This is a genomic window from Solibacillus sp. FSL W7-1324, from assembly GCF_038008025.1.
Taxonomy (GTDB): domain Bacteria; phylum Bacillota; class Bacilli; order Bacillales_A; family Planococcaceae; genus Solibacillus.
This window is the reverse complement of the sequence record NZ_JBBOYH010000002.1, coordinates 195,289-218,848: the sequence shown is the minus strand read 5'-3', so window position 1 is coordinate 218,848 and position 23,560 is coordinate 195,289. Positions and strand designations below refer to the sequence as shown.

The window sequence follows — 23,560 nt, the reverse complement described above, 5'->3', positions numbered from 1 at the left end:
CTTAAATCCCTTCAATTATAATTTCGTCACTTCATCGTACTTTGCTAAAACAGTCTCCCAATCAGCTTGTGTTAAAGCTACATAGTTCAATGGTTTGTATACATCAGCAAAAGCCTCTTTAATATTCTTTTCGTGAATTAGCTTGTTAATCAACGCGACTTGGATCTTGTTCTCATGAACAATAACCAGGCAATCGTCATTTATTGCTTTTACACTAAATTCATTAAAGATACGTTTCGTTGCTAAGCTTTTATTTTGTAATTCAGCAACAAACGTTGGCTTTATTTGTTCAAACTCATTTAACAGTCCTGCTTTCGCTGTTAAGATCGTGTTTAAAGCTAAAGTTTCTTTATCTGAAAGATTTACGCCAATACCACGATTTTCAAGTGGTGTCGGTACGTTAGAAATTGAATGTTCTTGTACAGGAGCTTGCTCTACTACTGGTGCTTGTTCGAATGCTTGTGGCTCTACAATTGTAGTAAAGCTTTGCGGTTCAACGTTGGCAGTACCTAAGTCAAAACCTTGTGGCTCAACTACTGGTGGTTGCTCAAAGCCTTGCGGTTCAACAGTTGCCTGTTCAAATGCTTGTGGCTCTACGTTCGCATTACCTAAATCGAAACCTTGTGGCTCGACTACTGGTGGTTGCTCAAAACCTTGTGGCTCTACAAGCGTATCAAAGCCCTGCGGTTCAATGGCTGCCTGTTTAAAGCTTTGTGGCTCAACAACAGACGACTCATTTAATTCAGGTAACTTTTCTGATTCTACAGCAACATTAAAGCTTTGTGGCTCACTAGTACGCTCAATTTCAACACTTTCTTTATTGTCAATTGGTAGCTCAGTCGCCCAATTAGTACCGTTTTCAGCTAATTTTATAGCTTGCTCTATGAAACCGATTGGATCTTCAACATCAACACTTTCCGTTACATCACTCTCATTAATGAAAGGTTGTTGCGGAATGCTATTTTCCTCAACTTTCACCGCGTCATTACCTAATTCAAATGCAGGTAATTCATGGTGAGTTGGTTCAACCGGAGCAAAGTTTGTCGGTAATGATTGCTCGTTAGTAACGATAGGCTCGTTAATCGTTTCAATCGGCTCTACAGGTGTAGTTGCAACGTTTGTTAATGAAATATTACCGTTACCGATAAGACCGCGCAGCTCGTCGATTTGAGCTTGTAGTGATTTATCAGCACCCGTAACCATATCAATGATTGTCATTTCCATAAGTAATGACAGGTCATGATGGAATTTCATATCATTCACTGTTTGCTGTAGCTTTTTCATGTATGCGAATACTGCATCATTTGAAATCGCATTGGCAACTTCTGCAAAGTTTTTATCCGTATGCCCTTTCTTTAGATCGGCCTTACCTTGTAATTTACGGAATACAAGAATATCACGTAAATAGATTAGTAATTCCTCAACAAAATACTTTGGCTCTTTGCCTTTATTGAATGTTGAATTATATAGCTCTAATGCTGATTCCAGTTCTTTATTCGCAATTTTTATAAGGAGTTGACCGATAATTCGAACGTCAACGGAACCTGTTAAAGCTAAGACGCTATCAAGTGTTACAACTTCATCCGTATTAGAGGCCATGCTTAACGCCTGGTCTAATAAGCTGACAGCATCACGTAATCCACCATTGGCAACTTGTGCGATTAGGTGTAACGCTTCTTCATCCATTTTACGATTTTCCTGTACTAAGATATGTTGTAATCGTTGTACAATCGTCGCGCTCGTAATACGAGAGAAATCATAGCGTTGGCAACGTGACAATACAGTTGCAGGTAACTTGTGCACCTCGGTTGTAGCTAAAATGAAAACTACGTGCTTTGGTGGCTCTTCCAATAACTTTAAAAATGCGTTAAAAGCCTGAGTTGAGAGCATATGGACTTCATCCAAGATAATCACTTTGTACTTACCGTTTAATGGCATAATACTAACGGTTTCTTTTAGCTCACGAATATGATCAACACCGTTGTTACTTGCTGCATCCATTTCATGAATGTCGATAGGATTTTCACAAGCGGCACATTTGCCACATGGATTAATTCCTTCTGGTTCATTACAGTTGATTGCCTTTGCAAATAATAAAGCCGAACTCGTTTTACCTGTACCACGTGGGCCAGTAAATAAGTAAGCATGGTTCACAGCATTGTTTTTAATCGAGTTTGCTAATGTTGTAGTAATATGTTCTTGCCCTACTAAATTATCAAATGAAGATGGGCGGTATTTACGGTAAAGTGCTAAGTTTGTATTTGTCGTCATAGTTAAAATTCTCCTTAAAAATAAATGTCGTATTAGTTATTCATTAACTCTTTTAATTTTCGTTTCATTTCACTATTCACATAGGTTGGTGCGGATACACCGTCACGTGAATTGAAAGTAATTTCATTTTGAATTAGCACACCTTTATGTAGCAGGTTGTTAATTAAAACATTCGTCATTTCTGCAGCGTAGCGATTGGTTTCGACACGTTGAGGATTGTTGATTGTTTCCGCGCATGATTGCGTAGGAAATACTGAATCATGGTCCTCTAAAATATCGGGATATAATAAGCCTACGGGCGGCACTACTACTTCCCCTTTAACTTTTAATCCAGCTACGACCTGTCCTGAAAAGCCACTATCAGCAATTAAATCTGTTACTTGCTGGAATGGTATATCTTTGTCAAATTCTTCTTTAACCCGAACACCTTCAACACCCACGTCAATGTACAGTAAGTTCTCCGCTTGCATGAAATACTCATGCATTAATTGGCGTGTACATAGTGATAGGTAACTCTTTGAAGTAATCGCTGAGTTTTCCCCCACTCTAAACCGTACGTGCGACTTTCACCGCATACGGCTTGCTATCAATCTATATATAATTCAAACTAGAATTTGAATGTTTCTTGTTAGTGAGCTATAGGTTCATTTCCTACTATCTCTCTTAATTTATCTATCTTTTTCCATGCTGTGATGTTTAATTTCCCAATGCGTTGAATAAGTTTATTGATAACGTCTTTTCCTGTTGCATGTATAAGTCTGTGTACATCAGTAGTGATGTACATGAGGTTTTTATATTCATCCGTTCCACCCATATTTCGAGGGGTTATATGGTGTACTTCCATATTATTGATTAGCAATGGCTCTTGTGTTATTGCACATTTACCATTTTGACCTATAAATAGTGAAATACGATTATCGTTATATTCGGTGCTCCTATTCGAGATAGGATGTTTCATAAGATATAACATCGTTGCCATGTTAGCTTCATTCAGATTTTTGTGTATTAATTCCCGTCCCTTTTTGGTGTAGGCACAAATTTCTTTATTTAAAGCTTTATGACTCTTATGTTTGATACCTGCGATTGGATATAACGGTTTACCCATAATATAGTAGGTTTTGAAATTATAGCGACCATAGAATTTCTTATACGTTTTAGGAATTTCTTCTGACTTGGTATTTTCTTTCGCCACGTTTTTAAGACATTTATCAACCATCCTGAATGTTTTAGCATGTATCTCCGCAAAATCTTTATTTACCATAGTAGCTATATCATAGTAGTTATGGTATCCCAGGATTTTTGCGTTCAAGAGGTCTACTGTATCAACATTCGGTTGGTCTTTAATTCTTACAATCCCACGTCGGTAACTCGTTGTAATTTTTTGTTTGGCTTTATCAGTAATATGTGATTGAACAACATAATCTGTTTTAACAGCCTTTTTCTTTTTAGCCTTAAATTTTATTCCTAGAAATTCAGTGTAGTTCTTTTTGAGGTTGGTAACTTTGGATTTATCTTCATTGATTTCTAATCCTAAGCGGTTTTTCAGCCATTCTTTAACTGCAATTAATGTTTTACTTGCTGAGTTAAAGTCTTTGCAGAAGATTTTAAAGTCATCGGCATATCGGACAATGAACATTTCTTTAAGTTCACTGCTGTTCCTCAATGCTCTGTATTTATGACTTCTATCTAATCTACCTCTAGATATTCTCTCGTAGTTGTGTTTTGTTGGCATGGTCTCCCATTGTGAACTAATCCACCAATCCAACTCATTTAAAACTACATTAGATAATAGAGGCGATAAGATTCCACCTTGTGGCGTACCTTTTTCAGATTTCCCTATACCTTCGATTTCGGATTTTAAAATTTTTGATATTACGCAAATTAAATTTTTGTCTTGAATACCAAGTGACCATAATTGTTTTAATAGCTTTGCATGATTCACATTGTCAAAGAATCCTTTAATATCTACATCAACTACATAGTAGAATTTTGAAAGGTTTACAAGTGACATTGCTCGTACAATCGCATGTTTGGTACTTCTATTTGGTCTAAAGCCGTAACTATGGTCATAGAATTTGGCTTCACAAATAGGTTCTAAAACTTGCTTAATGCATTGCTGTACAATTCGATCTGTAATAGTGGGTATTCCTAGAGGTCTTTTATCCCCATTAGGTTTGGGAATCAGTACCCTACGAACTGGCTTAGGAAAGTAATTATCCAACTGTTGTTGAATTTTAATTACAAATTCATCAATGTCGCTGTTTCCTAATTTGAGAATATTTTCTTTATCAGTTCCCGGAGTTTTACTACCCTTATTACTTTTAATGTTGCGAAAGGCTAATTTTATATTTTCTTCTGAACGAATTATTTCCATGAGATTTCGGAATTTATTATCCTTTTTACTTAATGCATATAGTTCATCGAACATCGTTTGCATATCATAATATTCATTGTTTCTTAGTAATCTCTTTTTAAGTTTCCTTTTGGAATGTCCTGTTTCAAGTCGGTTACTAACCATGTGCTTTCACCTCTATTATTCTTACTCGAACCTTGTAACTGTGAACGATTCCTATTCTAGTTATTATCAAATTTATATATAAACTGACTAATGGCTGTTCCTCCATATTCATTACAAATACTTCTCAGGTCGTGCCATCGCTCTTACAAGGATTAAGTAATGTTATATCTATAATTTAGATTTTCCATTACAACATTTCATAGGAGGTAAATCCTTCATGTTCCTTGCTTTCAACGTTCCGATATTTTTTATCCTTGCATATGCTTTTAGGTGTACTCTGTGAGCCTGTTTGCTTTAATTTGCCTGTAACAAATTAAGGTTTTTCATAACAACCATTTTACTAAACCTCACAAACCCTACAACTTAGGTAGGTACAGCATTTCTACTGCATCGATATATAGACTTTTTATTTCGAGTATTCGCCAGTCATTATGACATCTCACCATGAGCATTTTATGGACTCCCGGCATATCAGATACATTAGTTACCTCTAACTAACTTTCGTTTCTTATATAATTACAAGAGTTACGGTATCCTTCTGCCGACTTCACCGAGCTTCACACCATCAATTTATTTACCTTAATTGATAGCATGTCGGAGTATCAGAGGAAGCGTTTCAGGGCGTTACTCCTTCATTCCACTTTCTAAAAATATCAGTTCATACAAAACAGTTTTTGTATGCGTAATCTTTTCAATTACGAACGTTTCGCACGGTTATTATCGACACATCCTACTAAAATACGAAATGCTTCTGTATCATCACCGAAAAGGGTATCTAAATGTTCAAGCTCGGGAACGTACTCGGTAGATGCTAAAACATCCAAACTGTAATGTTCACCATAGCGTTCAGCTAGAGAATAAACCTTGTATTCGCCTACTTCATCAGAAGAAAATAGTTGATTACGAGTATTTTTCTGCTCTATTTTATCTCCGTCCACAATCATATAGCGTAAGCCTTGGATTCGTTCGCGGAAATTATTGTAGGTTTGCAAATTGTTTCTTACAAAAAACGAACCATTTGCGCCGGTTCCGATCGTTACTTGATTGAATTTTAATTTCTGGTTTTTGTCTAAAATAATCATAGGTATAGTCCCTCCACTACAGTTACGTTTTGTTTCCAATCCGCAGGATAGCTCACAGGCTCCATACCATGACTTAAATCGAAAATATCTTCCGCTTTAAATGGTACTTCATGCTCGCCCATCTTTGCGCGGAAAACTGTTTCAATTTCATCTTTATTTAATCGACCAAACACTCCAAAAACACCAAATGACGTATTAAACGATTGCTCGTTTTTATTATCCGTTTCTGAAAAGAAAGCACGCATAACATTATGACTATGCACTTCTAATACAGGGATATAACGCATTGATCGGTATTCGTTCGTGTGTTCGAACTTAATAGCGACAGCTGTGACACGTTGCTTAGGACAAGCAACAACATACTCCGCTTTTTCAATATCATAATACACCCGCAACGCGACTTCATATTGCTGATTCTCCATTACATATGAACGGAAAAAAGCAACAATCTGTGCGTAAATGCTCCCCGGTATCTTTTTGAACTTCCACTCGAACGTGTTAGTCAGTTCAGGCATATCACGAAACGTTACATTGTAACGATCCATAACCTCGAAAACGAACTCGTCTTCTGCTTGCCCGATACGTGACAACATACGACCATATGGTGCATCAAATAAGGCAAATACCGATTTATCTTTGCTAATGACATAGCGATAAAACTTTTTTGAAGCAGCGGCATCGTCAACATTAATGAAAAAGGAAGGCGTAAAACGCCCTCCTTCCTCACCGATGGCACCCTTTGAGCCAGCAAAGGCGTCAGGGAACAATCGTTTTTCATCTTTATATAGTGATAGGTAACTGTTTGAAGTTATCTCCAAGTTTTCCCCCACTCCACACCGTACGTGCGACTTTCACCGCATACGGCGTTCCATCTAACTGTCTACGTAACTACTAATTCAAGGTTACAAAGTTTCCTAAGTTGGTTGATTTTTGTAATCTGTTTTGTGTCAAGTTTGAAGAAATCAACTATTTTCTGAATTATTTCAGGTTGTGTTGCGTGAATGAGCTTGTGAATTTCCTTGTGAATAATTATTAAATTATCAAACTTATCCGTACCGCCTAATTTTAAAGGTAGTTTGTGGTGGCAATGTACGAGTTCGGCTGGTAAAGCCAATTTCGTAATGTGACACAGACCCTTTTGCATTGAGAATTTGGAAAGTCTATTATCCATGTATTCTGCGCTTTTGTTAGGTAATTTGGATTTCATCAGTCTGATTAACTCATTATCCCAAGAATAATTTTTCCCATCTTTATATATATTCATTGTTTGTGAATAACAAAGGTTATTTTTAGTGCTTCCGATAGCGATAGGGAAAAGTAGAGTATTTCCAATCCTATATGTTTTGTAAGTTGTCGGATAGAACTTGGTGTAGTATTCTATTCCGGCTTTCCCTCTAGGGTAGCCGTATTTAGATACTCTCCTTAACCTGTTTTTCAGCATTATACGAGTCCTGTGATAGATGTGTTTTAAGCTCACGCTAACATGTGTTGCGTATTTGAAATAATTTTGAATTCCCAAAACGACTGAATTGTACTTAAGTACATTGCTTGCGTTTGGGTGTTTTTGTAGTTGATAAGTATGGTTTCTTAAGTTGTTAATTATTTGCTCAGTCTTTTTATCGTCTATATATGAATGGCATACCCATTTAGCACCCTTTTGTACTGCTTTCATTTTGAAACCTAAGAACGAAGTAAATTTGTCTTTAACACATATAACTTTCGATTTCGTTTCCGAAATGTCGAGTTTTAGTCTGTGTTTTAGATAATCTTTTACTGCGTGAAACCAACGCTTAGCGTGGTCGTAGGTGTCGGTCATGATTCTAAAATCGTCGGCGTATCTGATTAGAAAGCCGGGTTTGAGATTAGAATTCGTTTTGAGAGCGTGGTACATGTGCCTATGGGTGTATTTATGGCGAGTTTCGAAAGTTTCCCATTGGTTAGAGATCCACCAATCTAGGTCGTTTAATACGACATTAGAGAGTAGAGGGGAAAGAATCCCTCCTTGTGGTACACCTTTTTTGGGAATCCCAATCCCTGTTATCGGAGCTTTTAACATTTTGCTGATAATAGCGATAACTCGTTTGTCCTTTATGCCAGTCTGCCAAAGCTGTTTTAGCAATAGTGAGTGGTTTACATTATCAAAGAAGCCTTTTATGTCAATATCAACTGTGTAATATTGCTTACCTCTGTTGATTAAATGTTGCACTCTGGCGACAGCATGATGTGTCGCCCTATTTGGTCTAAAACCATATGAGTGGTTATGGAACTTTGCTTCACAAATTGGTTCCAAAATATTCAGGAACATTTGTTGAATAATTCTATCCCTAATACTAGGAATGCCGAGTGGACGCATTGAAGTGCCGTCTGCTTTCGGAATCATAACTCTCTTTATAGTCTTTGGTTTATAGAAATTTAGACTGTTTTTAATGTAATTAACAAAATCTTCTTTTTCCATTTTTGCTAGTTCTTGAATGGTTTGTTTGTCTGTACCGGCTGTATTTGCACCGTTATTTGACTTTACCATTCTGTAGGCTAACATGATGTTTTCTTCGGTCGTTATTAACTCATATAGATTCTCAAATTTATCATTATTACGGCTTTTTTCGAAAAGTTCTTTTTGAACTTCGTTTTGCCCGTAATATGTAGTAGCTCTTTTTGTTCCCACTGGTGCAGTATCACTCCTTTAAATACAGGATAATACCAACTCACCTTCTTACCTGAAAGGTGGGATTCACTTTGTAATTTTTAGTTACGAGATAAACTCGTTAGACTAAGGGCTATCCCTCCGTTATATTTCTATAACTTCAACGGTACTGTGCCCTCGCTCTCACAATGATAAATGCATTTCGGTTATTAAAAACCTTATAGCAAACTTCGTGTCGGATAACACTTAAAAATGAAGTTCATTGCTTTCCACGTTCCTGTATATCTATCTTTACATATACTTTTAGGTGTCTGCTATATGCCTGTGAAATTATAATCTCGATTGTTGATTATCCCGAATTTCATAACATGGATTTTTACTTTTCGGTATTCCACCATGCGATTGCATGTCCATTATTTCTAATGGTTATGGGTCTAGACATGTACGTTCGCAGATTCGTCAGTTTCCTTCGAAACATTCTCACCATGAGTATTTTATAGAGTCCCGGCCTATCTCTTACCGTGCCTCTGAAAAGAGGTTTAGGCTTGATTCAGCCGACTTCACCTAGCTTCACACATTGTAATAAATCCGATTACAATGCATGTAGGAGTCTCAGACAATTGATTTCAGCGCAACATGACGGCTTCATTCTCAATTTCGATATACAAGTTAAATCTCTTGTACTTTAAACATCTTATTCAGTTTAAATAGTTTTACGAGATTCACCTATTTCACAAGTAAATTACTTGCTTGTAAGGTAACGTGTCGCACCCATATCCCACTTCGTACGTGCTGCACTAAATTTAGGGAAATGGCGTTCAATACCTTGTCGAACGATCTCTAATGTTACTCCGTCTTCTGGAATATCATCTTCATCAACAAAATCACTCACTCGGAATGCTTCAGTAGGGAAATGAATCGTCCACTCAGCAGTCACTTTAAATTCTTCAATCGGTTTTGGTTTTGGTTTCGGCTTTGCTGCAGTTGTTTTAGCTTTGGCTTTTTTATCTTCCTCCGCGTTTAATACAGCTTTTTCTTCCTCAGTTAATACGTCCTCTACTCCAACCACATCAAAAATTGATAATTCTATAGTCATTTTAAATGACCTCCTTAAAATGTTTGTTTATCTTACTTGAATACAAAAAAAGCACCCAATCGATAGACAGACAGACGAATCCCTTGAAAGGTTTCGAATGTTGCAGCTCGATTGAGTGCTAAAGAAAGCCGATATACCAGTGGTTTCGGCAAATAGTCAATAAAAAAAGTAATCAAATAAAATATACGTTAATTATATCTAATTAATAAGGCCGTTGCAATAAGTTATTTGTAGTTTGTACTTTTACAACGTAATTTAAACTTGCCCCAATAAAAGATCTATTTCGCATGTGTGTTCACACGAAATAGATCTCTTTAAAACTCGTTCTAATTAATAGAATTCACCAACGGTTACATTTAGTGGCGTCAGTGTTTCATCGTCAAAATCGAGCCCCTCATACTTTTTAAACGAATCGTAGCCCCCATTACTTAAGTGACTGTTATTCGATGTGCTTAAAAATGCGTCCGGAAGCTCATCGCATGGAATACCTTTGAAATTGAAGCAAAGTTGACCTGTTGAAAAAACGTTCGAAAACGGGTACTTGTAAAGCTGTGTACCTTCGTGAATCGATTTCTTACCTTTTGCGGCAGCTAATTTTGCGTCAATGACTTCAAAATGCTCATTAACGGTGATAGCAAAAATAAGGCGCGGAAAACCAACCTTTTCTTTGAACATAACCGACTGAAATTTAGTAAAGTACCGATTTTTAGGTAAGTCGTAATAGAACACGTTCCCCTTATTCGTATGTGCCATAAATACGGCATTTTTAGGTAAAGGTGCAAAGAAGCGCGCTTCTTTTTGAGTAAAACGGTCATTTTTACGACGTGCCAACTCGTCTTCTAATACAAATTGGTCTAATTCAGTAACTCCATTCAGAAGCCATGTTCGCATTTCATTAGGGTTAGTTGGTGTTGAAACCTCACTTAAAGCTAATTTAATTAAGCTTTTCCTTAATGGGCTATTATGCTCGTTTGAAAGCAATATCTTTATTAGCTCCGTAAAAGCACTAACATGGGTCTGTGAAAGTTCTTCATTTGCCGATGCAAACTTTAATTTCGTTCCCCATAACATAATGAATTCCATTAATTGTGCTGTTGGCATTTCTTTAGCACTTGCTAAGGATATCAATTCGCGTAAAGGGCCAGAAAAATCAATTTGATTTTCTCTTAATTTCTTGGACCACAACAGAATTAATTCATTGAAGTGTTCTACTGAAAAGTTTTCAGCATTTACTTCACAATGCTTTAGAATATTTTCAACATTAATCGCACGACTGGAATTAATCATTTCACCGTTCAGGTATTCTAACATCACATCAACAAACTCTCTCGCCTCGTTATCGACACTCGTAGCTTGTTCTAATAGCAATGAAAACTCGTCAATACGGTCATGAATAAGTACCGATAAAAGCGTATCGATTGGTAAATCACTTGCAAACATTTTCTGTAGTTCAGTAATGTATACTGTACGGGCACCAACCTTTAACTCGTTTTCATAACGCTCAATTACAGGGTTTTTATTTGGTTCAATATTAATTTTAATCGTCATTTTCTTTACTCTCCAACCTCAGAACAATATTTGTCAAATTTCAATAATTCTTTAGCAATCAAGTGATTTTCGAAGTCGTAGTCCTCTAAATAAAGATAGAGAAAACCATGATCCTCCCATGACGTACACCTTAATGATTGCAACTCCTTAAAAAGCAATTCTAATTTTTCATCTATTTCATCAAGCCCCAGGTCCTGAATACGCTCATAACTATACAGATTTATTCGTAGCGTATCGTTTTCCATATCAGCTTCTCCTATTCCAGTTTCCTCAATAAATTCCATTAATGCTTCCCATAAGTCATCGTAAAAGTAGCCGACAAACTCATTATATTGGTGAAAAATACGGATATTTGAAGAAACAGGCTTCTTTGTATAGTCTTCAATCATCTTGCAAATGATTAATTTATCAATGGTTTTAAGCATTGTTACATGGTCGTCTTGTGATACAGCAGTATTAATCTTCATACTCTCTCGCTCCTAGAAGAATTTCTTTTTATTATTAGTTTTCAAGTGCCAAAGCTCATAAAATGTGCTGTCGTCCATTAACGTATAATGGGTTGGTTCAGCATCCTTTTCACCCAAGCAAAATTCTATATCGCCCTCAAAATAAACAGAGACGCTACAAAGGTTTTCTCTAATCGCGAGTAAATCATCTATTGAAATAGAATCAAATAGCTCTCTCATATCGTTAATACTAGCTCTATGATTTTTAGGGAAAGCTTTCATAAATTCTACTTGTCTTAAAAACGCTTCATCATGTTCAGTACGCGGTTCATCAATAAAACCAACTAATTTGTCATACATATATTTTCCTCCAAAAATAAAGGGGCTGGGACAAAACCCGCCTCAAAATCAAAAGCCGTTCAAGTTTTACGATGAGTAAAGTTTGAACGGCTTTATTATTGTGTGTCTACTATGTAGCCGTTGTTCTCCGTTACGGCGGACGCTTTCCTGGGGGCACGGCTCGAGCCTGTAGTCTCTCCCACGTGCTTGTCCCCTGGGAGTCGCCGCCTTCACTCCGAACAACTAATTTTTCTTCTATATCAAGTAAATCTCTGCATAATTTCAGGCGTGAAAAAGGGACATTCTCTGTTAAAATTTAAGTATCCTACCACCAAATTTTAAACGAAAGAAGTGTCCCTATGTTTAAAGATTATAACATGAATCAACTTATTTTACCGCTAGATTTAGAAGTAAAGTTACATAAAAATGATATTGCCTTTTCCATCCACCATTTGGTCGAAAGCATACCGAACGAAGCTTTCGCTCCTTTTATTCACCATACTGGTTGTCCATCGTATCATCCACGTATGATGCTAAAGCTGATTTTATGCGGTTACACACAATCCACTTTTTCAGGAAGAAAAATAGAGGATCTGACAAGAGACAGTATCCGTATGATGTGGCTTGCCCAAGGATATGAACCAAGTTATCGCACTATTAACCGTTTTCGTGTACATCCCAATATGAAGGAACTCATTCGCCAATGTTTTGTACAATTCCGTTGTCAGCTAGTTGAAGAAAAACTCATTGATCAAGAAGCGATTTTTATCGATGGCACAAAGATTGAGGCAAATGCCAATAAGTTCACATTTGTTTGGAAAAAATCAGTGGAAAAACATCATACCAACCTCGTAGAAAAATCAAATAAACTTTACGATGAGTTATTGGAACATCAAATTATTCCTGAAATCAAACGTGAAACGGATGAACAGTTATCAATAGAAGAGTTAACACAAGTAGCACATCACCTAGAAGAAGTAGTCGACGACTATACGAGCAAAATAGAGCATTCTGATGATGTCATTGAACGAAAAAAATTACGTAGCGAACGAAAAACACCGAAGCAAATACTCAAACAAGTACATGATTGGATTATAAGAAAACAGAAATATGAGAAGGATTTTAAAGTGTTTGGTACACGCAACAGTTATTCAAAGACAGATCACGAAGCAACATTTATGCGGATGAAAGATGACTATATGCAAAACGGCCAATTGAAGCCAGGTTATAATGTACAAATCGCTACTGAAAGTCAATACACACTCGCTTATGATGTATTTCCAAATCCAACAGACACGAAAACACTTATTCCATTTCTTAATAAAATTGAGGAAAGTTATTTTGAGCTACCAAAACATATTGTAGCGGATGCCGGATACGGCAGTGAACAGAATTACCATGATATTCTTAACAATCGAAAACGAACACCACTCATTACATTTAATCAGTACTTGAATGAACAGAAGCGAAAATACAAAAATGATCCTTTTAAGACAAGCAATTGGGTGTATGAGAAAGAAAACGATGCATACATTTGTCCAAATGAAAAGAGATTAAGATTCCAATATAATTCTGTTCGTACGGATAAAGCAGGTTTCCAAAGAGAATTTAAAATCTATGAATGTGAAGAATGTACAGGATGTCCTTTCCGTACAAAATGTACGAAAGCTGCGGAAGGGAAAAATCGTAGACTCATGATTAACGAGAATTGGGAACAACAAAAAGAAGAAGTAAGAGCGAAGCTTTCAGAAGAAAAAACGGCTGCCATTTATCGTCAACGTAAAATTGACGTGGAACCAGTTTTTGGATTCTTGAAGGCTAATTTGTGTTTCCGCCGATTTTCAGTTCGTGGAAAATCGAAGGTTACTAACGAAATAGGCTTGGCATTAATGGCCACAAATTTAAGGAAATATGCGGTAAGAGGATAATGCCTCTCCGAATATTTTCTTTATAAAGCGCAAAAAGAGAAATTGCATTGTGCAATTTCTCTTTTTGCGTGAACTGAAACTAATTCTGTCCCAGCCTCTTCAATTTGCCTTTTAATATTAATTTTTCATCGTCAAAATCAGCGTCTTTGAATTCCTTTAGGTAATCCATAGCACCAGAAGTTAAATGGCCCGTATTGTTTGCCATCAGAAATCCACTCGCTGCAAAGCTCATATCGTCAAAGCTAAATGTACTTTTCTCTCCCCAACAAACCTCTCCACCGCCATAAACGTTAGAGTAAGGATATTGGTAAAGCTCTGAATCGCCATTTAATCGCTTGCCATCGTCTTTAAGTGCATATACACGCATGCTGTGAATAAACCCACCACTATTTACAGTGTAGAAAAATGCTAAACGTGGGTGTCCGATCTCCCCAATAAATTGATTATGGAATTTGATACGATAGCGTGCCTTTTTCAACTCAAAGCCATACACTGTACGCTTATTCGTTTTAAACACATAAGAACAGCCAGAAGGAATAACCCCTTCAAAGTCTGTCACTTCATGGTCTGTAAGAATATCACGTGTATTCAGAACAAACTCGGAATAATCAGTAGGTGAGAATCCAGCAATTATTGAATACAGCAGGTCTTTTTCAACTTCTTGCTGCTGCTTCGTTAATGACCGATACATAAATTTAAACATCGACATTCTAGCTATACGTAATTTCTCATTATTCTCTTCGTTTTCAACAACAGGTGTTTGTAACAACTGGCTCATTAGATTTTTCGTTAGGTCTAACATGTTGGCATCGAATTGAATACGAGAATCCGCAGACAATCTTTTCATAAACTCATTCAATGTCCTTGTATCAATAGATCGGAACGTCCAAACGTTCTCCACGACAGCTCTAAAAATTTTAACGAGTCCTGGGTCAAGTTCGTTATTTTCACCTGTATTTAAAAAATGACTAGGTACATGACGTATGACAGTCGCTAAAAAGTCCTCAAAAATTCCTTCATCATGCAAATTTGAAAGTGAAGATTCGAAATCCCTGTGCTCTAATAATAGTGACATTAAAGCACCTGGAGTTAAGTTCGCTGCCATACTCCCAAAATAATCAGCGGGTAACATTTGGCGTGAACCAACCTTCGTATCATTTTCATAACGTTCCATTTTGATATGTTTATTATCCTCAAAAATAGCAATTACTTTATTAGTCATTTTTCTCATTTCCTTTTCTTAAAATTAACTCGTAATATTCCTTAAAAAATTGGCATGGTCTACCACGATAGTAGTTCATATATAGGGTTACACCTGTTTCTGAATAAGTCTCAAACTCAACTGGCTCACCGGTTTCCTCGTCAAGAATTTCCTCATAGTAAAACTCGGACCAACCATCACAAAGTGCTTCAACAAGTGACTCCATTTTGTTACGAGGCAAGTTTAGATTTAAATATAAGTAGCCTGTTTCATCGTCCCACTCGAAATCGGAGTTTGTAACATGTAAAAATTCAAGTAAATCTTCTAGATACCCCTCATTTTCGTCACTGGAAGACCCCATATAAAATTGCAAATCCCATTCAATATTTAAGAGCTTACAAACCTTCGCTATCATAATTCGTGATAAAGAACGAATAATAACGTTCTTGTCACCACTACCAATTGCACTTTCATAATAAAAAGCCATATACTTTTTCTCCTTAAAAAAACTTCTTTTTCGATTTTGGTCTAAGATAATAGTTCGTCGCGTCGGATATATTAGCAGCGTTGTAAAATTCGTGTGCTAGCTGATACACTTCAGGCTCGGCAAATTCATTTTCTTCATACTCGCCAGCCTCGTAAGTGTACATTTCATACACAAGATCAAACGTATTGATTAAATCGTCTAGCGACCAATCTTCCAACTGATCCTCTATATCAGAAGAGTGTTCGTATTTACCGAAATACAAGGTTGAAATAATCTCTACAGATTTATTTGTGTAAAGCCCGAATTCGTTTTGTCCCCAAATTTTATCTACGTCAACTTTCATAAAAAATCTCCTTCAAATAGCAAAAGGAAGCACATTTAAAATGTACTTCCTCATACTTTCTTATAATTAGAAACGATTTAAATAAATGCCAAGCGACGAGCACACGCTTTTAAGCCCGTACTCTGAAAAATGATATCGTTGGACCTTTATAAATTCATTTATCTTTAATGTCGTTAAAACCTTGCAGAATGCAGCTGTTTCCACACCCACTTCATCAAAATACTTTTCGTATCTGAATAATGGTTTAGGGAAAGGCTTTTTAATCGCTTCGATTGTTCCAAAATGTTCAATCAACGATTTTGCACCTTTTTCACCGATTCCTGCAACGCCTTTTATATTATCCGAGCTATCACCAGCCAATGCCTTTACATCAACAATTTGAACTGGCTTCAAGCCCCATTCTTCCTCAAAACGTTCAGGAGTATAATACACATCCTCTTTTCCCTTACGTGCAACAACCGTCACTTCTGAGCTAACTAGCTGTAGAAGGTCTTTATCGTTACTTAAAATGTATTTATGTCCGTTTAAATTGTTTGCGGCACTCGCGATTAGATCATCGGCCTCTAACAATTCATCCGTAAATACAGGAATTTGAGCATGACTTAAAACCTCTTTTAAAGTTTCCATTTGTTCTGTTAAACCGGGTGGTGTAGGTTTAGAATCTCGATTGGCTTTGTACTCGGGGTACAAATTCGCTCGGAAACCGCGCCCTTTATCAAAGAAGAACACTAATTGAGCATTTAACTTCTCTTGATATTCTAGCACCATGTTTAAAGCGAGACGTACAGCTGGAATAAGCTTTCCGTCTGGTGAACGCTTGTCAACTTTCTCTGTCACATAGTAAGTACGGTTAATTAAATTATTCCCGTCTACTAAAATCCAGTCATTAAAAAAAGGTTTCTCCTTTAACGTATTGTCTTTGTTCATGCGGATAAGTTCGTCAAATAAATTCATCTGTAACATAGTAATCTCTCCTTAAAATAGTGTAAACTGACCTGTCGCCTCAATAAAATCAGGCTTTTTAGCTGATTTCGGTTGTGGAGCCGACGGAGTTTCTTCAAGTTCAAATAAAAATAAATCGTCATGTTGATTGGTAGCAGTTGGCTCAGGAACAGTGACAGGAAGCTCAAAAAGCGTTGGCTCAGTAACTTCAACTTTCTCTGTTTTTACCTCTTGCTGTAAGTCATTACGTAGATCGCGGTTAAGATAAGCACCGCAGAATGATTTTTTGTTAGGTTCTGTAGTATCAAATACACATGCACCTCGCCCTAAATCACACTGTTGCCAATATGCGCAGCAACTAAATCTCGTATAATCCTTGTTTTCCAATAGAAAGCACCTCCTAAATTTTTAAAGCATTTTTAAGCATAAAAAAACGCTTATTTAAGAGATTGATGGGTTTTTAGACATAGTAATGCCTAAAGATCAATCGCCTAAATAAGCGTTTTCGAGTAATAATGGCTCAATCCAATGGCTGAGCAAAAATAAAAAAATAAGTAAAAGTAATAATAATCAAAGTATAGCACGAAACCTTATTTAAAAAAACTTTATTTTAATACAAATATTTGATACGCTTTCATTATAAATATTGTTATTTTGTTATTATTTCTTTTTCCTCTATCCATTGGTATAGAGTTCCTTTTTTTGAAATCAAGCACGCTAAAATTGGCTTATTATGCCCTTTTTAGCGTGCTTTTTTTTATTAGACAAAAAAACATTATTTATAGAAACTGACGAGAACCTATTTTTAAGGAGTTGAATTGTATGCTTAAACCCTTAGTAGCAATAGCAGGACTACACATTGTATTGGTTTTGCTTGATTTAGCACAAGGTACGAATTACAAACACATTTATTCAGATTTTATTATGGAATGGTGGCAGGTCTTACTCGCTTTATACATTTTACCTGCCGTACTGAAGGTAAACAGAAAATACAAATACAAGGTGTTCGACACACTTCGTTTAAAGCAATTTAAAGCCGAAAACAAACGCTTTAGATTTACGAGCGAAATGTCCTCACTATTGACTTTGTACTTACTGGAACCTCCACGTGCGCACAATCCAGAACTTGGCTTCATAGCAAGCGACAAATTCTATAAAGAAGTCGTTACTGCTTTCCACGAAAAACTAGCCAATGCTTCACGCGCTACAAAATCTACCCCTGACAAAAGAGCTTTTCACTTACTGATAATCGGTCCCAAACTTTTAATCAGACATTTCATTTATCTAGTAGCCCCTTTCGCATGGATCTTCTATGTAAAATTACAGCTGCAACTTACGTTCATATCGGACTGGCCAGTAATCACATTGCCAGTTGTAATCGCGTTGTTCCTTCGAACAGTCTACTTTGTGCAAGCAAACATCGTTTACTCGCCAATTGAGCTAAATAAAAAGCTTGTAGCAAATGATATGAATGAAAGCACACCGCTACACACTGTATTACCAAATACAGCACTAGGAAATGAAATCGTATCTGCTCAAAAGGTTGAGGCAGAGTACCGCCAACGTTGCTCATTTATTAGCCGAAACATACCGATTCCTGAACATGTTGAGCCTTTCCGCCATATATATTTCCCACATGAAATATATCCAACGAATATAAAGCTCAATACAAGCCAAATGAAGCCTGTTCCGAGTAATCATCAACAAGTGCAAACCAATGACGAAAACACCGCGCAGGAGAGCTTATATGCTTCTGTCGTAACGATTAAATTAGGTTAAGGAGAATATAGAAAATGACAAAAGTATATTTATTAGTAAGAGCAGGCGTAATGTACACAATACCGCATGAGGATGTTGAATTATCAATCAAGGCAACCAAGAAATCCAAGCTGGAAGTGTTAGCCCAACATATTGATCGAGAACACCCTCCCCTTATAACATTCACTGATTTAGAAAATAACTTCACTGTATTATCAGACGATGACGGCTTAATGGCTGGCGAACACTTATATATGGTGAAAGATATTGACGACCGCGTTTACCACATTCCCGGCACATGCATATTTGCAAAGTTAGATCAGACACATAAAATCGTACCTCTAAACGACGAGGACTTGGCTTATTTACGAGCAAATGTCCCCCTTCGTTGCTGTGCAATGCCTGAAATGTAAGAGACAGACCATACAAATAACAGAACCATATTAAGGAGATAGAAAACATGACAAACATTAAAGAAATTTCAAAAGCCGATTATTTAGAGCAACATTATGAGCATGGTTGGGACGATTTAGCTTATCCGATGCTACGCCTGTCGAGCGCGGTAAGTATCACAATGGAATTAGGTCGTGACTTTGGCTATGGCGATAAAACAATCTTCGGCCTGATCTTAGACAATGATTATTACGTAGCTTTTTCAATGAATGATGAAGACTTAACGATACAAAGTGCCATCATTTATGATGAATACGATGATGTCATTTGTCGTGGCAAAGTAAATTGGCTAAAAGAAGATGATGAACCTGTAAACATGGTTGAAAAATTAACCGGTTATTACAATGCCTATGCCAAACTCTATGATGTAGCACCATTACAAAATCATGAGGGTTGGTTATTAAAAGATATGACGGTAAAACAATCCGATGAAAATATGACGGAAGTTATTGAGCATTTTATGAATCACATATAAAAAGAAAAACGAGCTGCAGCATCCATGTTGGAATTGCTGTAGCACGTTTTTTTATTTTATCCGGAAGGCATTACAATATTTTCAGTCGAACCTGTTTTCGTCCCCATTTGAACGCTTCAGTATTAGAGTGTACTAAAACGTCAATTCGATTGTTTTTTATATCGCTTCCAATGTCACCAGCTATTGCGAACCCATACCCCTCTACCCAAACCCGAGAACCAAGCGGGATAACAGTGGGATCAACCGCAATTACTTTTATATTAGTATTTAAACGGACATTGATACCCATTTTCGTAGTACCTGAACATCCAGTACAAAACGGCGTATAGGCGGTTGCTTCAACAATTAACTCCTCTTTACTTGCTGTTGGCTCGTTTTCAACCTTTATGTCACTTGAATAATTACTTAAAGAATCTTCAAGATCATTCGAGTTAGCACGTATGATTGATTCCTCGGCAGCCGCGACAACGGGCTCCGGAACCTTTGTACCGATTAGTATAACTTCGGTAACTGGCTCTTTTGTAACTTCCTCTGAAACCATGTATTTCACTACCGGCTTCCCGTTTTCTTTCACAATCTCGTATGTAATTTTTTTCTGACCGTTTTTACCTTTTGTAATTAGTTCGCTTTCCCCTTTTAGTAAAGAAAGCCCCCTCTGCTTTTCAGTAGCATACGAAAGCGTCTCCTCTACAACTTTTGTAACTTTTTCAACACGAATAATTTCAATTTTCATATTCGCATGGATTTTTGAATCTAACCGGTAATTAACTTTATCAAGCTCACCTAATGTAACGCCTTGCTCTTTTAATAAATTACTAACGGAAGTAACAGTAGAGCGAACATTTCTACGTTCCCCTTGTTCAATAATAGCTACATCAAAAGCCTGTAATATGTCTATTTCGCGGTTTTTATCGATTTCGCTATCAAGAGGTAATGACAGCTTATCATTGTCTGACACATCAATATTGGCCTCCTGCAATATATCTCTGACGGCTGTTTTAGTCGTCCAGATAGATAACATTTCACCATTCAAATTAATTTTAACTGGCTTTGCTTGCTGCCATTGGATGGTCATACCTTTTTCAATCTTCGTATCAAGTGAAGGTGAAACTTTGTCATGTTTCGATACATCAATTTTTTGCTTTCCTAACAACCGTTCGACAGTATTAGCGTGTGTAGAAACGATTCGTTCCCCTTCATTCGTAACAAGTTTTACATCAACTTTAGTTATTTGAAATAGGATGACTCCAATCACAAGTAGTAATAGAGCGCTCACTATACCGATGGCTAATTTCCTTTTAGCTTTACGTCGTGGCGATAATAATTGTTCTATTAAATTGTCATTCGACATATAAACGCCTCCTAATACAATTGTATTATAGGTTGGTGAGTTATGCGATGGCGAGTCAATGTTTTTTAAACAAAGTAAGGTTCTAAATGATGCTTCCGAATTTCCAATATTACAACATTACTTTTCAATATATTAACAATAGAAATTAATACCATGTTGCTATATAATTGTTAAACGTCATAAGAACTTAGACCTACATTTGGTGTGAATAAGGAGAAAAAAGCAATGAGTTTTAAACTAGGTACCAAAATAAATTTGCTATTTATTAGTGTAATATTAGTATTTTCACTGATTATTGGCTTAGTAGTTACCAATCAAGTACGTTCAGGTGTAAAAGATTTTGCACTTGAAAAAGCAAAAAGCGATTTAGATTTAGCCTATCGCTATATTAATGAAAAATATCCGGGTGACTGGAATCTGAAGAACAACCAGCTGTATAAAGGGAATGTTCTGATAGATGAAAATTATGAGATCGTAGATGATATTGGGGCAGATACGGATGGTACTGTCACTATTTTTAAAGGCGACACACGTGTTACTACGAATGTAAAAACTGACGGGCAGCGTGCAATTGGGACAAAAGTTTCCGATGAAGTAGCGACTGCAGTTTTAAAGAATAAGGAAAAGTTCTTCGGTGAAGCCGATGTTGCAGGGAATAAATATCAAGCAGCCTATGAACCATTAGTAAACAGCAACGGGGAAGTAATCGGGATATTTTATATAGGTGCTTCGGAGTCAATGATTACCTCCATTGTTTCTCAGATCATAAAGAGCTTTATTATTGTCGTTTTAATTATGATCGTTTTAGCAACTGTAACAAGTCTTTACTTTTCAAAAGGCATTAAAAAGCGTTTAAGCGACGTTTCGGCTGTTCTGACAAGCGCCGGTATAGGGGATTTTTCACAACGCCTTACGGCATCTAAAAGTGACGAAATCACAGATGTAGCGAACAATTATAATAAGATGGCCGATAACTTGAAGATATTACTCCAGGAAGTTTCCAATCATTCCGATGTAGTCGAGCGTTCTTCGGAAAATGTGTTAGAAAATGCGAAAGAAAATGTAGGTTCAACGGAACATATCGTTAAATCGGTGACGAACATCACGGATAGCCTTTCTGATCAACAGGAAATGATTGAACAAAGTGTAGTCGCAATTAGTGAAATGACGATTGGCATAGCGAACATTTCAGAAAACACAGCGGATATTGCTGGATCATCGGAACAATCAATGACTCAGGCAAAACAAGGCTTCTCAAACGTTGAAAAAGCGGTTCATCAAATTACAACGATTTATGAAGCCAATACGAAAACAAATGAAGTTATTAAGGAATTAGAAAAACGCTCCTTAGAAATAGGCAATATAACGAAAGCTATAACAGATATATCAAGCCAAACCAACCTATTGTCATTAAACGCTGCGATTGAAGCGGCAAGAGCTGGCGAACATGGGAAAGGATTTGCTGTCGTAGCCGATGAAGTACGTAAGTTATCTGAGCAATCCAATGCATCAGCTAAAATGATTTCAGACATTGTAAGTGCAATACAAAAGGACACTGTGAGGGTTTCCGAATTTATGAGCCATACACATAAAGAAATTGAGAGTGGCATTGTTTATGTGAGTCAAGCTGGCGAAACATTTGAAAACATCGTCAGTGAATTTGAAAAATCTAATGCACAAATACAAGAGCTATCTGCCATTTCAGAACAAATGGCTGCAAGTATGGAAGAAATTAATGCCTCTATTGAATCGGTTGCCGAATTATCACGCGGCACTTCGGAACATGCGGTGACCATTTCAGGTGAAACTGAGGAACAATTAGCATTAGTAGCTCAAATAACTGACGCTACAGAAGGTCTTACAACAACTGTAAGTGAATTGCGCGGTTTAGTTCACCAATTTAAAATATAAATTGAAAAAGGCGTAGCTCGAATGAGGTTTTTCATTCGGGCTGCGCCTTTTGTAATTGTGGCTTTTTACGATTGAAGACCCCTTCCTTTTTCAAGGAAAGTGCATAGCAATTAAATGGCCTTCAAACCGGTAAAGCGTGTTCGCGACCATAGCAAAAGGGACTATTCATTGAATAGTCCCTTTGCATTGTGTAAAAGTAATTCTGTCAAAGAAATCCAATGAACTTTTGAGCGATAATAATAGACTTTTTCTACTATTAATGGACTAAAAAACATTGTTTCCAAAAAGTTAAAAGAAATTTCTAATCTTTATTGCTTTAATTTAGAGACTACTGGTTGTACTTCACTTATAACTTCTACAATAAAGGTAGATGTAATTAATAAATGATGTTCAGCATTGGGTTGTATAACTTTCCGAATTTCATAATTATCATCGTACCATTTTAAAAATCTAGAATTTTGTACTTTATAAAATGTAGGACCATAATTGAGGGAATTATTCTCTATTTTATTGAAGAATTCAAAAATTAACTCTTCAATATCAGGTCTTACTAATTCTTCTACGATACGAAATGTTATAAAAGCTTTTCTATCTTCTGAGGATTCATATGAAAAAGAATACATCTCTTTACTTTTATTATCTTCAAAAACCAAAACAAAATCCTTTTCAAAAGATAATTTCACTAGATTCATCTCATTATTTTTTCTACAGAATGGATTTCCCACTATCGGTTCCCAAATTAAAAGTTGCTCTTTCATAAATAACAA

The 23,560-nt window shown here is 36.5% G+C and carries 22 protein-coding genes; 5 read left to right on the top strand and 17 right to left on the bottom strand.

Annotation, left to right across the window (positions count from 1 at the left end; genetic code table 11):
- Nucleotides 1-15 precede the first annotated feature (15 nt).
- From dnaX to MKY71_RS19565, 10 genes are all read right to left on the bottom strand, one after another.
- A complete protein-coding gene (gene dnaX, locus MKY71_RS19610) occupies nt 16-2,271 on the bottom strand; it encodes a DNA polymerase III subunit gamma/tau (protein WP_340733827.1) in 2,256 nt (751 codons plus the stop codon).
- Nucleotides 2,272-2,303: 32 nt separating this feature from the next.
- Nucleotides 2,304-2,816, bottom strand: a complete 513-nt coding sequence (locus tag MKY71_RS19605) for a hypothetical protein (RefSeq protein ID WP_340733826.1) — start codon at nt 2,814-2,816, stop codon at nt 2,304-2,306.
- 83 nt (nt 2,817-2,899) lie between these two features.
- Complete coding sequence (gene ltrA / locus MKY71_RS19600; protein WP_065217243.1) at nt 2,900-4,789, bottom strand: group II intron reverse transcriptase/maturase; 1,890 nt, start codon at nt 4,787-4,789, stop codon at nt 2,900-2,902.
- Between the two features lie 695 nt (nt 4,790-5,484).
- Nucleotides 5,485-5,871, bottom strand: a complete 387-nt coding sequence (locus tag MKY71_RS19595; RefSeq protein ID WP_340733823.1) for a hypothetical protein — start codon at nt 5,869-5,871, stop codon at nt 5,485-5,487.
- Nucleotides 5,868-6,689, bottom strand: a complete 822-nt coding sequence (locus MKY71_RS19590) for a hypothetical protein (protein ID WP_340733822.1) — start codon at nt 6,687-6,689, stop codon at nt 5,868-5,870. Before MKY71_RS19590 ends, MKY71_RS19595 begins: the two co-directional genes overlap by 4 nt.
- Nucleotides 6,690-6,751: 62 nt before the next feature.
- On the bottom strand, nt 6,752-8,536 hold the full coding sequence (gene ltrA / locus MKY71_RS19585) for a group II intron reverse transcriptase/maturase (protein WP_340733821.1): 1,785 nt from the start codon (nt 8,534-8,536) through the stop codon (nt 6,752-6,754).
- A gap of 721 nt (nt 8,537-9,257) precedes the next feature.
- Nucleotides 9,258-9,611, bottom strand: coding sequence for a hypothetical protein (locus MKY71_RS19580; RefSeq protein ID WP_340733820.1), 354 nt, complete (start codon nt 9,609-9,611; stop codon nt 9,258-9,260).
- A 330-nt stretch (nt 9,612-9,941) separates the two neighbouring features.
- Entirely contained in the window at nt 9,942-11,159 is a 1,218-nt protein-coding gene (locus MKY71_RS19575) for a hypothetical protein (protein WP_340733818.1), read from the bottom strand.
- Between the two features lie 5 nt (nt 11,160-11,164).
- Nucleotides 11,165-11,626 carry a hypothetical protein gene (locus MKY71_RS19570; protein ID WP_340733817.1) on the bottom strand — a complete coding sequence of 154 codons (462 nt, stop codon included), beginning with the start codon at nt 11,624-11,626 and terminating at the stop codon, nt 11,165-11,167.
- Between the two features lie 12 nt (nt 11,627-11,638).
- Nucleotides 11,639-11,965, bottom strand: coding sequence for a hypothetical protein (locus MKY71_RS19565; protein ID WP_340733816.1), 327 nt, complete (start codon nt 11,963-11,965; stop codon nt 11,639-11,641).
- A 338-nt stretch (nt 11,966-12,303) separates the two neighbouring features.
- Here MKY71_RS19565 and MKY71_RS19560 point away from each other — a divergent pair, with 338 nt between their 5' ends.
- Nucleotides 12,304-13,872, top strand: coding sequence for an IS1182 family transposase (locus MKY71_RS19560; RefSeq protein WP_340733815.1), 1,569 nt, complete (start codon nt 12,304-12,306; stop codon nt 13,870-13,872).
- A 79-nt stretch (nt 13,873-13,951) separates the two neighbouring features.
- Here the strand turns inward: MKY71_RS19560 and MKY71_RS19555 are convergent, their stop codons facing one another.
- From MKY71_RS19555 to MKY71_RS19535, 5 genes are all read right to left on the bottom strand, one after another.
- Nucleotides 13,952-15,094 (bottom strand): hypothetical protein, encoded by a 1,143-nt coding sequence (locus tag MKY71_RS19555; RefSeq protein ID WP_340733814.1) that lies wholly within the window; start codon nt 15,092-15,094, stop codon nt 13,952-13,954.
- Complete coding sequence (locus MKY71_RS19550; RefSeq protein ID WP_340733813.1) at nt 15,087-15,560, bottom strand: hypothetical protein; 474 nt, start codon at nt 15,558-15,560, stop codon at nt 15,087-15,089. Before MKY71_RS19550 ends, MKY71_RS19555 begins: the two co-directional genes overlap by 8 nt.
- A gap of 13 nt (nt 15,561-15,573) precedes the next feature.
- The gene (locus tag MKY71_RS19545) at nt 15,574-15,903 is read right to left on the bottom strand and encodes a hypothetical protein (protein WP_079524053.1); all 330 of its coding nucleotides are present in this window, start codon (nt 15,901-15,903) and stop codon (nt 15,574-15,576) included.
- A 66-nt stretch (nt 15,904-15,969) separates the two neighbouring features.
- Nucleotides 15,970-16,866: a 5'-3' exonuclease gene (locus tag MKY71_RS19540; protein ID WP_065217232.1), complete on the bottom strand. Its 897-nt coding sequence runs from the start codon at nt 16,864-16,866 to the stop codon at nt 15,970-15,972.
- Nucleotides 16,867-16,878: 12 nt separating this feature from the next.
- The gene (locus tag MKY71_RS19535; RefSeq protein ID WP_065217231.1) at nt 16,879-17,232 is read right to left on the bottom strand and encodes a hypothetical protein; all 354 of its coding nucleotides are present in this window, start codon (nt 17,230-17,232) and stop codon (nt 16,879-16,881) included.
- Nucleotides 17,233-17,667: 435 nt separating this feature from the next.
- On the opposite strand from MKY71_RS19535, the gene MKY71_RS19530 reads away from it, so the two are divergent.
- From MKY71_RS19530 to MKY71_RS19520, 3 genes are read left to right on the top strand one after another with little or no spacing between them, the layout of a single operon-like run.
- Entirely contained in the window at nt 17,668-18,624 is a 957-nt protein-coding gene (locus MKY71_RS19530; RefSeq protein WP_340733812.1) for a hypothetical protein, read from the top strand.
- Between the two features lie 14 nt (nt 18,625-18,638).
- Nucleotides 18,639-19,016, top strand: a complete 378-nt coding sequence (locus MKY71_RS19525) for a hypothetical protein (protein WP_340733811.1) — start codon at nt 18,639-18,641, stop codon at nt 19,014-19,016.
- Between the two features lie 47 nt (nt 19,017-19,063).
- Nucleotides 19,064-19,531 carry a hypothetical protein gene (locus MKY71_RS19520; protein WP_340733810.1) on the top strand — a complete coding sequence of 156 codons (468 nt, stop codon included), beginning with the start codon at nt 19,064-19,066 and terminating at the stop codon, nt 19,529-19,531.
- Between the two features lie 70 nt (nt 19,532-19,601).
- Here MKY71_RS19520 and MKY71_RS19515 read toward each other — a convergent pair whose 3' ends face one another.
- On the bottom strand, nt 19,602-20,882 hold the full coding sequence (locus tag MKY71_RS19515; protein WP_340733809.1) for a ubiquitin-like domain-containing protein: 1,281 nt from the start codon (nt 20,880-20,882) through the stop codon (nt 19,602-19,604).
- Between the two features lie 225 nt (nt 20,883-21,107).
- Between MKY71_RS19515 and MKY71_RS19510 the strand changes: the two genes are divergently transcribed.
- Nucleotides 21,108-22,793, top strand: coding sequence for a methyl-accepting chemotaxis protein (locus MKY71_RS19510; protein WP_065217221.1), 1,686 nt, complete (start codon nt 21,108-21,110; stop codon nt 22,791-22,793).
- 308 nt (nt 22,794-23,101) lie between these two features.
- Here the strand turns inward: MKY71_RS19510 and MKY71_RS19505 are convergent, their stop codons facing one another.
- The gene (locus MKY71_RS19505; protein ID WP_065217220.1) at nt 23,102-23,551 is read right to left on the bottom strand and encodes a hypothetical protein; all 450 of its coding nucleotides are present in this window, start codon (nt 23,549-23,551) and stop codon (nt 23,102-23,104) included.
- Between the last annotated feature and the right edge of the window lie 9 nt (nt 23,552-23,560).

Coding starts and splice junctions, on each gene's coding strand:
- dnaX (WP_340733827.1), bottom strand. CDS start 2,271: ATGACGACAAATACAAACTTAGCACTTTACCGTAAATACCGCCCATCT.
- ltrA (WP_065217243.1), bottom strand. CDS start 4,789: ATGGTTAGTAACCGACTTGAAACAGGACATTCCAAAAGGAAACTTAAA.
- MKY71_RS19595 (WP_340733823.1), bottom strand. CDS start 5,871: ATGATTATTTTAGACAAAAACCAGAAATTAAAATTCAATCAAGTAACG.
- MKY71_RS19580 (WP_340733820.1), bottom strand. CDS start 9,611: ATGACTATAGAATTATCAATTTTTGATGTGGTTGGAGTAGAGGACGTA.
- MKY71_RS19575 (WP_340733818.1), bottom strand. CDS start 11,159: ATGACGATTAAAATTAATATTGAACCAAATAAAAACCCTGTAATTGAG.
- MKY71_RS19570 (WP_340733817.1), bottom strand. CDS start 11,626: ATGAAGATTAATACTGCTGTATCACAAGACGACCATGTAACAATGCTT.
- MKY71_RS19565 (WP_340733816.1), bottom strand. CDS start 11,965: ATGTATGACAAATTAGTTGGTTTTATTGATGAACCGCGTACTGAACAT.
- MKY71_RS19560 (WP_340733815.1), top strand. CDS start 12,304: ATGTTTAAAGATTATAACATGAATCAACTTATTTTACCGCTAGATTTA.
- MKY71_RS19555 (WP_340733814.1), bottom strand. CDS start 15,094: ATGACTAATAAAGTAATTGCTATTTTTGAGGATAATAAACATATCAAA.
- MKY71_RS19550 (WP_340733813.1), bottom strand. CDS start 15,560: ATGGCTTTTTATTATGAAAGTGCAATTGGTAGTGGTGACAAGAACGTT.
- MKY71_RS19545 (WP_079524053.1), bottom strand. CDS start 15,903: ATGAAAGTTGACGTAGATAAAATTTGGGGACAAAACGAATTCGGGCTT.
- MKY71_RS19540 (WP_065217232.1), bottom strand. CDS start 16,866: ATGTTACAGATGAATTTATTTGACGAACTTATCCGCATGAACAAAGAC.
- MKY71_RS19530 (WP_340733812.1), top strand. CDS start 17,668: ATGCTTAAACCCTTAGTAGCAATAGCAGGACTACACATTGTATTGGTT.
- MKY71_RS19525 (WP_340733811.1), top strand. CDS start 18,639: ATGACAAAAGTATATTTATTAGTAAGAGCAGGCGTAATGTACACAATA.
- MKY71_RS19520 (WP_340733810.1), top strand. CDS start 19,064: ATGACAAACATTAAAGAAATTTCAAAAGCCGATTATTTAGAGCAACAT.
- MKY71_RS19515 (WP_340733809.1), bottom strand. CDS start 20,882: ATGTCGAATGACAATTTAATAGAACAATTATTATCGCCACGACGTAAA.
- MKY71_RS19510 (WP_065217221.1), top strand. CDS start 21,108: ATGAGTTTTAAACTAGGTACCAAAATAAATTTGCTATTTATTAGTGTA.
- MKY71_RS19505 (WP_065217220.1), bottom strand. CDS start 23,551: ATGAAAGAGCAACTTTTAATTTGGGAACCGATAGTGGGAAATCCATTC.